This is a genomic window from Pseudomonas capeferrum, assembly GCF_000731675.1.
GTDB lineage: Bacteria > Pseudomonadota > Gammaproteobacteria > Pseudomonadales > Pseudomonadaceae > Aquipseudomonas > Aquipseudomonas capeferrum.
Window position 1 is genome coordinate 1,760,071 of record NZ_JMIT01000001.1, and the last position, 11,738, is coordinate 1,771,808.

At 66.1% G+C, this 11,738-nt stretch carries 5 protein-coding genes; 4 read left to right on the forward strand and 1 reads right to left on the reverse strand.

All coding sequences use genetic code 11. From position 1 onward, the window contains the following. The first annotated feature begins 28 nt into the window (after nucleotides 1-28). Complete coding sequence (locus PC358_RS07920; RefSeq protein WP_033698696.1) at nucleotides 29-8,665, forward strand: GH36-type glycosyl hydrolase domain-containing protein; 8,637 nt, start codon at nucleotides 29-31, stop codon at nucleotides 8,663-8,665. A gap of 75 nt (nucleotides 8,666-8,740) precedes the next feature. After that, nucleotides 8,741-9,472, forward strand: a complete 732-nt coding sequence (locus PC358_RS07925) for a Crp/Fnr family transcriptional regulator (RefSeq protein WP_033698699.1) — start codon at nucleotides 8,741-8,743, stop codon at nucleotides 9,470-9,472. A 199-nt stretch (nucleotides 9,473-9,671) separates the two neighbouring features. Here the strand turns inward: PC358_RS07925 and PC358_RS07930 are convergent, their stop codons facing one another. Continuing rightward, nucleotides 9,672-9,920, reverse strand: a complete 249-nt coding sequence (locus PC358_RS07930; protein ID WP_033698701.1) for a hypothetical protein — start codon at nucleotides 9,918-9,920, stop codon at nucleotides 9,672-9,674. A 187-nt stretch (nucleotides 9,921-10,107) separates the two neighbouring features. Here PC358_RS07930 and PC358_RS07935 point away from each other — a divergent pair, with 187 nt between their 5' ends. Further along, nucleotides 10,108-10,629: a sigma-70 family RNA polymerase sigma factor gene (locus PC358_RS07935; RefSeq protein ID WP_033698703.1), complete on the forward strand. Its 522-nt coding sequence runs from the start codon at nucleotides 10,108-10,110 to the stop codon at nucleotides 10,627-10,629. Further along, the gene (locus PC358_RS07940) at nucleotides 10,626-11,600 is read left to right on the forward strand and encodes a FecR domain-containing protein (RefSeq protein ID WP_033698704.1); all 975 of its coding nucleotides are present in this window, start codon (nucleotides 10,626-10,628) and stop codon (nucleotides 11,598-11,600) included. Before PC358_RS07935 ends, PC358_RS07940 begins: the two co-directional genes overlap by 4 nt. Nucleotides 11,601-11,738 lie beyond the last annotated feature (138 nt).

Consider the following 11,738-nt stretch of genomic DNA (forward strand, 5'->3'; position numbering starts at 1 on the left):
CCGGCCAGCTCACGGCACCCGACTCACCATGGACAACCCTTGGCTTCGCGCACTCACCTACGTGCAACGCCTGGCCAACCGTGCCCGGCGCTGGCGTGCGCCGCGCCACACGTTCACCTACGAAAGCCTGCTGCGCTCGGAGCTCTACAGCGCCCAGCAACTGGCCGACCATGGCAACTGGCTGGCCAGCCAGCACCGTTTGAGCAAACTGCCGGCCGACGACTCGCTGCTCGAACGCCTGGCCGACAACGAACGCATGCTCTACGCCAGCTGTTCGGCCCTCGCCAGCGCGCTGCCCGACGCGCGCCCGACCTTGCCTGCAGCGCAGTGGCTGCTCGACAACTTCTACCTGGTCGAAAGCCATATCCGCATTGCCAAACGCCACCTGCCGGCCGACTACAGCCTGCAACTGCCACGCCTGGACACCGGCGCTTCGAGCGGCTTGCCGCGGGTCTATGACATTGCCCTGGAAACCATCTGCCACGGTGATGGCCGGGTCGATGCCGAGAGCCTGAGCCATTTCGTCGAGGCGTATCAGCACACCGCCACGCTGACCCTCGGCGAGCTGTGGGCGATCCCAATCATGCTCAGGCTGGCGCTGATCGAAAACCTGCGCCGCGTCGCCGCCCGGGTCATGGCCAGCCTGGCAGACCGCGACCTGGCCAATGACTGGGCCGACAAGCTTGGCGAAACCGCCGAACGCGATGCCAAGAGCGTGGTGCTGGTGGTGGCCGACATGGCCCGCTCGGACCCACCCATGACCACCGCCTTCGTCGCCGAACTGGCCAGGCGACTACAGGGCCACAGCAGCACGCTCACCCAGCCGCTGGCCTGGATCGAGCAGTTGCTCAGCGAGTCGTCCTTGAGTATCGAGCGCCATGTGCAGCTCGATGCGCAACAGCAGGCCATCGACCAGGTGTCGATCAGCAACAGCATCGGCAGCCTGCGCCTGCTGTCGACCATTGACTGGCGGCTGTTCGTCGAACACCTGAGCCACGTCGAACACATCCTCGGCGAAGACCCGGCGGCAGTGTATGCCGCCATGGACTTCGCCAGCCGCGATCACTATCGGCACATCGTCGAACAGCTGGCACGGCATAGCGCCTTCAGTGAAGAACAGGTGGCGCGCACGGCGATCGAGCTGGCGCAGGCCGCACACGCACAACCACGCGAGCAGGCAGCGCATGTCGGTTATTACCTGGCTGGCGATGGCTTGCTGCTGCTCGAACGGCAGCTGGCTGCGCGGGTGGCACTTGCCGAGCGCTGGCAGCGCCTGTTGCACCGGGCGCCGCTGGCCTTCTACCTGGTGCCGGCGGCGCTGCTGTCGTGCCTGCTGGCCTGGGGCTTCGTGGCTGGCATTGCCGCCGAAGGCTGGCCCACCTGGGTGGCAGCGGCCATGGCGTTGCCGGTGCTGCTGACCACCAGCCGGCTCGCCCTCGGCCTGGTCAACTGGCTGGTGACGCTGACCGTGAAGCCTGCGTTCCTGCCCCGGCTGGACTACACCGAAGGGATTCCCGTCGAGGCCCGTACCCTGGTCGTGGTGCCCAGCATGCTGGGCGCTGCCGGCGATGTCGAGGAACTGGTCGAAGGCCTTGAGGTGCGCTTTCTGGCCAACCGTGACGAGCACCTGCATTTCGCCCTGTTGACTGACTTCATGGATGCCCCCGAGCAGACCCGGCCCGACGACATGGCCCTGCTCGACCTTGCCAGCGACGGTATTCGCGCGTTGAATGCGAAGTACCCGAGCGGCGCCGAGCGCTTCTTCCTGCTGCATCGCCCCAGGGAGTGGAACGCCACCGAGCGCTGCTGGATGGGCCGTGAGCGCAAGCGCGGCAAGCTGGCTGAGCTCAATGCCCTGCTGCGTGGGCGCGGCGCCGAGCGTTTCATGCGCATCGTCGGCGACCTGCGCGCGCTGGACCGGGTGCGCTATGTCATCACCCTGGACACCGACACCCAGTTGCCGCGCGATGTGGCGCAGCAGTTCGTCGGCGCCATGCAGCACCCGCTGAACCGCGCACGTTTCGATGCCACGAGCGGTCGCCTGCAGTCAGGCTACGCGATCCTGCAACCACGGGTGGGCATCAGCCTGCCCAGCGTGTCGCGCTCAACCTACGCGCGGCTGTTCGGCAGCGATGCCGGGGTCGACCCCTACACCCTGGCCGTGTCGGATGTGTACCAGGACCTGTTCCTCAGTGGCTCGTTCATTGGCAAAGGCATCTACGCAGTGGATGCCTTCGAACGCGCACTGGAGGGGCGCTTTGCCGACAACTGTGTACTGAGCCACGACTTGATCGAGGGCTGCTACGCCCATGCCGGCCTGCTCAGTGACGTGCAATTGTTCGAGGCCTACCCGGCACGCTACAGCGCCGATGTGAAGCGCCGCCACCGCTGGATACGGGGTGATTGGCAACTGCTGCCCTGGCTGCTGCCGTGGTCGCGCACCGGGCTGCAAGGCCAGGCGCAAAGCGGGCTGAGCGCGCTGTCGCGATGGAAGATTGTCGACAATCTGCGCCGCAGCCTGGAGCCGGCCGCCCTGCTGAGCGCGCTGCTGTGGGGCTGGCTGGCCAGCGCCTCGCCGCTGCTGTGGACGCTCGCGCTGCTGGGCCTGCTACTGACCCGCCCTGTGCTCGATTCGCTGCTCGAGCTGCTACGCAAGACCATCGATGTGCCGCTGGCCGAACACCTGCTGGCGGCTCTGCACACCTCAAGCATCTATTTCGTGCGGGCTGGGTTGTCGCTGGCCTGGTTGCCGTTCGAGACCCTCTACAGCCTGGATGCGATTTGCCGCACGCTGTGGCGCCTGGCCGTGAGCAAACGCCGGCTGCTGCAATGGAACCCCTCGCGGGATGACGAACGCACCAGTGCCGATACCCTGCAAGCGTTCTATCGCGAACAATGGGTACAACCCGGGCTGGTGCTGTTGCTGGTGGGAGCATTGGCGATGCGCCCGAGTGTGCTGTTGCTGGCCGCCCCCATCCTTGCCCTGTGGCTGCTTGGCCCGGCCCTGGCCTGGTGGCTCAGCCGCACGCGGGGGCGCAGCGCGTTCGCGCCGCAGGCACAGGAGCTGCGGTTTCTGCATCGGCTGGCCCGGCGCAACTGGGCGTTCTTCGACCGGCATGTCGGGCCTGATGAAAACTGGCTGCCACCTGACAACCTGCAAGAGCCGCCTTTCCCCAGCATCGCCCACCGCACGTCGCCGACCAACATCGGCATGGCCCTGCTTTCGCACCTGGCAGCCCATGATTTCGGCTACCTGACTGCCGCCCGACTGTTCCAGCGCCTGACCCAGATGCTCGACAGCATGGGCCAGCTGGAGCGCTACAAGGGGCACTTCTACAACTGGTACGACACCCAGACCCGAACACCATTGCACCCGCTCTACATCTCTGCGGTGGACAGCGGCAACCTGGCCGCCCTGCTGCTGACGCTGCGGCCAGGGCTGCTGGCGATGGCCGATACCCCTGTGCTGGACCGCCGCCTGAGCCAGGGCCTGCTGGACACGCTGGACATCCTGCGCGAAGCGTTCACCACCGCGGGCCGTGCCGACGAGCCGCTCCAGGCCCTGGGCAAACAGCTCTGGCAAGCCCATGAACAGCCAGGCCCGCTGCCCGCCTCGCTGCTGGAACAGCTCGCCGAGCAGCTACAGGGGCTGATCCAGCAGTACGCGCCACGCGCGGGCGAGGCCGACGACTGCCTGTTCTGGTTGCAGGCGATGCACCAGCAATGCCTGGACCTGGGCGGCGAAGTGCAGGCCTTCCAGTTGCCACCTGGCAACGACGACCCCACGCTTCAGGCGCCATTGAGCTGGCGCCAGCTGGCCGAACTGCTGCCAGAGCAGTGGCCTGCCGCCGAACGTCCGGCCGTGGCCGACATACGCACGCTGGCCCGCCAGCGCATCGCCCAGTCGCAAAGCCTGGCGCTGCGCATCGCCGCCATGGCCGACATGGACTTCACCTTCCTCTACGACAACCAGCGTGACCTGTTCGCCATCGGTTACAACGCCGATGAACATCGCCTCGATTCAGCCTTCTATGACTTGCTGGCATCGGAGATGCGCCTGACCAACTTCGTGGTCATCGCCCAGGGCCAGGTGCCCCAGGCCAGCTGGTTCGCCCTGGGCCGGCTGCTGACCAGCAATGCCGGGGTGCCGGTGCTGTTGTCCTGGTCGGGTTCGATGTTCGAATACCTGATGCCGCTGCTGGTGATGCCGAGCTACGAAGGCACCCTGCTCGACCAGACCTGCCAGGCCGCCGTCGAGCGGCAGATCGACCACGGCAACGTGCTGGGCATCCCCTGGGGCGTTTCAGAGTCGGCCTACAACGCCCTGGACGCTCACCTGAACTACCAATACCGGGCGTTTGGCGTACCGGGCCTGGGCCTCAAGCGCGGCCTGGGTGAAGAACGGGTGGTCGCCCCCTACGCCAGTGCACTCGCCCTGCTGGTGGCGCCAGGCGCCGCCTGCCGAAACCTGCAACGCCTGTGCACGCTGGGGCTGGCCGGCCGCTTCGGGTTGTACGAGGCCATTGACTACAGCGAGTCACGGCTGCCCCCCGGCCAGCAGGCCGTGGTGATCCGCTCGTTCATGGCCCACCATCAGGGCATGAGCTTGCTGGCCCTGACCTCCCTGCTGCTGGACAAACCCATGCAACGGCGCTTCGCCTCAGACCCGCAATTTCAGGCGAGCATGCTGCTGTTACAGGAGCGCGTACCGAAAACGGCCGCGCCCTACCTGCACACCCTGCAGGCCCCGGCTGTGGACGCTGCGGGCCAATCCGGCGAGACACGCTTGCGGGTGTTCAGCGAGCCGAATCGGCGCCACCCCGCCGTGCAGTTGCTGTCCAACGGCCGCTACCACGTCATGGTCAACCATGTCGGCAGTGGCTACAGCAAGCGCGACGCGATGGCGCTGACACGGTGGCGCGAGGACGCCAGCTGCGACGCCCTGGGCAGCTTCTGTTACCTGCGTGACGTCGCCAGCGCAGCGTTCTGGTCAACCACCTACCAACCGACGCGGCATCGCGGCAAGAACCAGGAGGCGATCTTCAGTGATGGCCGCGCCGAGTTCCGCATCCGTGAAGGCGACTTCGACTGCCACACCGAAATAGCCGTTTCCCCCGAGGACGACATCGAACTGCGGCGCCTGCACCTGACCAACCATGGTGACCAACAGCGCACCCTGGAGCTGACCAGCTACGCCGAGGTGGTGCTGGCACCCGCCCTTGCCGATGCGTTGCACCCGGCGTTCAGCAAGCTGTTCGTGCAGACCGAACTGGTCCGCCCGCTGCAGGCCATCATCTGTTCCAGGCGGCCGCGCTCGCAGCAGGACGCCGTGCCGTGGATGTGCCATGTGCTCGCGGTGCATGGCGCCGACATCGATGCCGTGTCCTACGAAACCGACCGCGCCCGCTTTATAGGGCGCGGCCGCACGCTGGTCGCCCCGGCGGCTCTGGACGCGCAGACAGAGGCCTTGTCCGACACCGCCGGGGCGGTGCTTGACCCGATCGTGGCGATCCGCTGCCGTATCAGCCTGGCACCCGGCCAGAACGCCACGGTCGACCTGGTCACAGGGGTGTCCGACAGCCGCGACGCCTGCCTGCAGCAGATCGCCAAGTACCGCGACCGGCACCTGGCCGACCGGGTGTTCGACCTCGCCTGGCCACACAGCCAGGTGCAGTTGCGCCAGCTCAACGGCTCGCTCAACGATGCCAGGCTGTTCGAGCAGATGGCCGCTTCGGTGATCTACCCCAACGCGGCGCTACGGCCCCGCGGCGTCCCGCTGGCCGACAACCGGCGCAGCCAGTCAGGCCTGTGGGGCCAAGGGCTGTCGGGGGACCTGCCAATCGTGCTGGTGCAGATCAGCGACCCGGCCAACATCAACCTGGTCAAGCAGATGGTGCTTGCCCATGCCTATTGGCGACAGAAGGGCCTGGCGCTGGACCTGGTGATCTGGAACGAAGACCAGGCCGGTTACCGCCAGCAATTGCAGGATCTGATCATGGGCATCGTCACCTCCGGCAGCGAGGCGGCGCTGCTCGACCGGCCCGGGGGCATCTTTGTGCGCCCCGCACAGCAGCTGTCGGCAGAGGACCGCACCCTGACCCTTTCGGTAGCGCGGCTGGTGCTCAGCGACAGCCTTGGCACCCTCGCCGAACAACTGCACCACCGCCGCACACCGCCCGCACCCGCCGCGTTCGAGCCAGCCCCGGCAGCCCCGCAGGCGAAAGCCGATGGCCCTGCGCCGGCCCCCGCATCCGCGCTGATGCTTGCCAACCGCTACGGGGGGTACAGCAGCGACGGCCAGGAATACGTCATCCACCACGACCAGGCTCAGCCACCCCCGGCGCCCTGGGCCAATATCCTTGCCAACCCGCAGTTTGGCAGCGTGCTGTCGGAGGCCGGCAGTGCCTATACCTGGTACGAGAACGCGCACGAGTACCGGCTGACACCCTGGCACAACGACCCAGTCTGCGACCCCAGTGGCGAAACCCTCTACCTGCGTGACGAGGACAGCGGCCAGTACTGGTCACCCACGCCGATGCCGTGCCCCGGCCCTGGCCGCTATCGCACCCGCCATGGCTTTGGCTACAGCGTCTTCGAATACACCGACGACGGCCTGGACAGTGAGTTATGGGTACATGTCGCGCTGGATGCACCAATGAAGTTCAGCCGGCTCAAGCTGCACAACCGCTCGGCGCAGGCGCGGCGGTTGTCACTGACCTGCTACGTCGAGTGGGTGCTGGGCGATCTGCGCAGCAAGTCGGCCCTGCATGTAGTCAGCGAGATCGACCCGGTCAGCGGCGCCTTGTTTGCCCGCAATAGCTATGCCGAGGGGTTTTCCAGGCATGTGGGGTTTGTCGATTGCGACCTGCCCTTTTACGGCATTACCTGCGACCGCAGCGAGTTCCTTGGGCGCAATGGCGATTGCCAGGCGCCGGCCGGCATGCACCAGGCACGGTTGTCGGGGCGCACGGGCGCGAGGCTGGACCCGTGCGCGGCGGTGCAGGTCAACGTGCTGCTGCAGCCTGGCGAACGCCGAGAGGTGGTGTTTCGCCTGGGTGCCGGGCCCAACGCCGAAGCCGCCAGCCGCTGTGTACAGCAATACCGCGGGCTGCGCGCGGCCATGGATGCGCTGGAGAAAGTGCGTGCCTACTGGCGCCAGACCTTGGGCAGCGTGCAGATCGAAACCCCGGAGCCGTCGCTGGACGTGCTGGCCAACGGCTGGTTGCTGTACCAGGTGATTGCCTGCCGCTTCTGGGCGCGCAGCGGTTACTACCAGTCTGGCGGTGCCATTGGCTTTCGCGATCAGTTGCAAGACAGCATGGCCATGCTCCACGCCGCCCCGGCCCTGGCGCGCCAGCACCTGCTCGACTGCGCCGGTCACCAGTATGCCGAAGGCGATGTGCAGCACTGGTGGCACCCCCCCCTGCAACGGGGTGTACGCACCCGCTGCTCGGATGACCTGCTGTGGCTGCCACTGGCAACCAGCCGCTACGTGGCGCTGACCGGTGACCGCTCGGTGCTCGACGAGCCGGTCGGCTACCTGGAGGGGCGTGCGCTGAACGCGGGTGAAGAGTCCTATTACGACTTGCCCACCCAGGCGAACCTGGTCGAGAGCCTGTACCAGCATTGCCAGCGCGCCCTCGGGCATGCCCTGCAGTATGGCGCCCACGGCCTGCCGTTGATGGGCAGCGGGGACTGGAATGACGGCATGAACCGCGTCGGTGAACAAGGCCTGGGCGAAAGCGTGTGGCTGGGGTTCTTCGGCCACGAGGTGTTGCGGGCATTCGCCAGCGTTGCCCTGCGCCACGGCGACAGCGCCTTCGCCCTGCAGTGCAGCCGGCAGGCCGCCACCCTGGCCGAGCACCTGGAGCAGCATGCCTGGGACGGTGACTGGTACCGCCGCGCCTGGTTCGACAACGGCCAGCTACTCGGCTCGGCAAGCAACCAGGAATGCCGCATCGACTCCGTGGCGCAGAGCTGGGCGGTGCTTTCCGGGGTTGCCCCGCCGGCACGCGCGCAGGCCGCCATGGCGGCGCTGGACAAGCACCTGGTGCGCCGCGACATCGGTATTGTCACACTGCTCGACCCACCCTTCGACCACGGCGACCTGGACCCCGGCTACATCAAGGGCTACCTGCCCGGCGTGCGCGAAAATGGCGGCCAGTACACCCACGCGGCCATCTGGGCGAGCATGGCCTATGCCCGCCTGGGCGATGCCGCCAAGGCCTGGGAACTGCTGCGCTTGATCAACCCGGTGCGCCAGGGTGCTAGCGGGCTGATCGAAACCTACAAGGTCGAACCCTATGTGATGGCCGCCGATGTCTATGCCGTCGCCCCCCATGCAGGGCGCGGTGGCTGGAGCTGGTACACAGGCTCGGCGGGCTGGATGTACCGGCTGATCGTGGAAAGCCTGCTGGGCCTGCAACGCTGCGGTGACACCCTACGGATCGAGCCGCTGCTGCCGGCGGACTGGCCAGGTGTAACCCTGCACTACCGTTTTGGCAGCACCCCGTACCGCATAGAAGTGCGCAACGGCGCTGACACCGAACTGACCCTGACCCTCGACGGCCAGCAACTGGCCCAAGCGGTGCTGCCACTCAAGGATGATGGCGTGCTGCACCAGGTGATCGCCGAGTACCAGCCGTCAGCCTTGCCCACCCATTGAGGCCTGCCGCACGGCAGCACCTGCGCGCTGGGCTAACCTTGTTGCTTCAGCCGCAGCCCTCGACGGTGCCAAGCAATGCCCCCTACGTCCAGCCCCCTGCACAATCACTTGTTGGCCGCGCTTTCGGCAGAAACGTTCGGCCGCCTGCAACCGCACCTGGAACGCAGCAACCTGCCGCTCGGCAAGGCGCTCTACGAGTCCGGCGACACCCTGCGCCATGTCTACTTCCCAACCGATGCAATCGTCTCGCTGCTGTATGTGATGGAGAACGGCGCCTCAGCGGAAATCTCGGTGGTGGGCAATGAAGGGCTGGTCGGCATCGCCGTGTTCATGGGCGGCGAGAGCACCCCCAGCCGGGCGATCGTGCAAAGCGCTGGGCATGCCTACCGCCTGCCCGGGCAGCGCCTGAAGGACGAGTTCAACCGTCATGGCGAGCTGATGATGCTGATGCTGCGCTACACCCAGGCGCTGATTACCCAGATGGCGCAGACGGCGGTGTGCAACCGGCATCACTCCATCGACCAGCAACTGTGCCGTTGGCTGCTGCTATCGCTGGATCGGCTGCCGGGTGACCGGCTGTGCATGACCCAGGAGCTGATCGCCAACATGCTGGGCGTACGTCGCGAGGGGGTGACCGATGCCGCTGGCAAACTCCAGCGGCTGGGGGTGATCGAATACAATCGAGGGCACATCCGGGTGCTCGACAGGGCGCACCTGGAACAGCTCAGCTGCGAGTGCTACGCCGTGGTCAGGAAAGAGACCGAGCGCCTGCTCCCCTATCTGCCACAAGCACGCCCCACCGTTTAGCTAAGGGTCACGGATAACAGGCCTATGGCCCAATGCTGTCCACTCAAGATCGCCAACGCCGCTCTGCGGCCCTTTCGCGGCACAAGGCCGCTCCTACAGTGTCCGCGTGAGGCCTGTACATGTTGGCTTGCGCGGTCGTTGTAGGAGCGGCCTTGTGCCGCGATGGGCTGCGAAGCAGCCCTAAGTGAGCAGCATTAGCCTATGGCCTTATCTTCTGCTGTGGCTGATAGCTGTAGCGCTCAGCCGCCGAGGCTCTGGAGGGGTCGGGACGACCTGAACCTTTTTCGCTTTCCCTGGGCGACTCGTCGAGGTAGTCATCGCGATCTTCGGGTCGAGAACGCTTGACGTCCTCGCTATCGTCTTCATCTTTCCCGGTTGGCCAGTCTTCGTCTTGCCCAGGTTCGACCCCCGTGGCATCGACATCTGTGAAGCGCTTGCCAGTGGTCATACGCACCTCTCAATGCTCAGAAGTCCTGAGCTAAGACGAGTGTGCGCCTTCCAGGCTCAGCGCAGTTTTATATCGGACCAGTTGCCGTCGCGGCATTTGTCGCGCGCGCGTGTTGCAGGGCCGCCAGGCATGTATATATGATAAGCATTATCGTTTGCAGTAATGACTCACCTGGCGGCCGCACACCATGCTCCCTTCCTCTGATCCCCTTTTGTGCGATGTCGCGCTGCTCTACCGCCAGCAGCACAGCTGGTTGACGCGCTGGCTCAGGCAGCGCCTGAATTGCTCGCAAAGCGCAGCGGACCTGGCCCAAGACACCTTCATCCGGCTGTTGAACAAGGAGCAGGTGCCGCAACTGCATGCGCCGCGTACCTTTCTGGCCAAGGTGGCGCAAAGCGTGTTGTGTAACCACTACCGGCGGCAAAAGCTCGAACGCGCCTACCTTGAGGCGCTGGCGATGCTGCCTGAGCCGGTGGTGCCAAGCCTGGAGACCCAGGCGATCCTGCTGGAAACCCTGATCGCCCTCGACGCGGCCCTCGATGGCTTGGAGCGCCCGGTGCGCGAGGCGTTCCTGTTGTCGCAGGTGGATGGCCTGGGGCACACCGAAATCGCGCAACGGCTGGCCGTGTCGGTCACCACGGTCAAGCGCTACATCATCAAGGCAGGTGCACTGTGCATCATGCTCGACCACAGCCTGGACCTGCCATGAACGGCCAGGGCGCAACGTCGATCCCGGGCGAGGTGGCCGAGCAGGCCATGCACTGGCACCTCGAACTGCAAGAGCCGGCCGTCAGTGCCGCCACCCTGGCCGCCTGCATGAGCTGGCGCCAGGCGCACCCGCTACATGAACATGCCTGGCAACGGACCCAAGTGTTTGCCCAACGCCTGCGCGAAATGCGCAGCCCGGGCCAGCGCCCCTTGGCCCATGCGGCGCTGCGGCCGCAGCAGTCGCGGCGCACTGCGCTCAAGCAATTGTCGCTGCTGATGGCCGCAGGCGCAGGGGCCTGGTACTTGAAGGACGCCGCGCTGGTACAAGACTGGCGCGCTGATTACCACAGCCGCATCGGCGAGCAGCGGCGCCTGACCCTGGCCGATGGCACCCAGGTACAGCTGAACACCGACAGCGCCCTCAATGTGGCATTCGACCAGCAGGCACGCCGCCTGAGGCTGCTGCGCGGCGAGATGCTGATCACCCGCCCCGCCCTCGCCGATAGCCGCCCACTGTGGGTAGACACCGAGCACGGCCGCCTTGAGTCGACGCTGGCGCAGTTCAATGTGCGGCTGCACGGCCAACACACCCAGGCCACCGTGTATCAGGGCAGCGTGGCGCTGCAACCAGCCCTGCATGCCTACCCGCCCATCCTGCTGGGCGCCGGTGAACAGGCCAGTTTCAACCAGCAGGGCTTGCTGGCGCGGCAGGCCGTGGCCGCTGTCGCCCCCGCCTGGAGCCAAGGCATGCTGGTTGCTCAAGGCCAGCCCCTGGCTGCGTTTATCGAAGACCTGGCCCGCTATCGCCGCGGACACCTGGCCTGCGACCCGGCCTTGGCCGGCCTGCGTGTATCCGGCACGTTCCCGCTGGAAAACACCGACAAGATCATTGCTGCCGTGGCAGAAACCTTGCAGTTGGAGGTGCAGCATTTCACCCGCTACTGGGTGACATTGAAGCCGCGCATGGCCTGACGCAAAAAAAGTTGCGCAGGGGTGGTCCGATTTCGCGCCTCACGAGACTTAACCCTCAGCACTTCAAATCAATGGGGGAACACTTGTGAATCACACCGCACGCAAACGTCAGGGCTGGCAACGCTCAGTCTCGCAGAA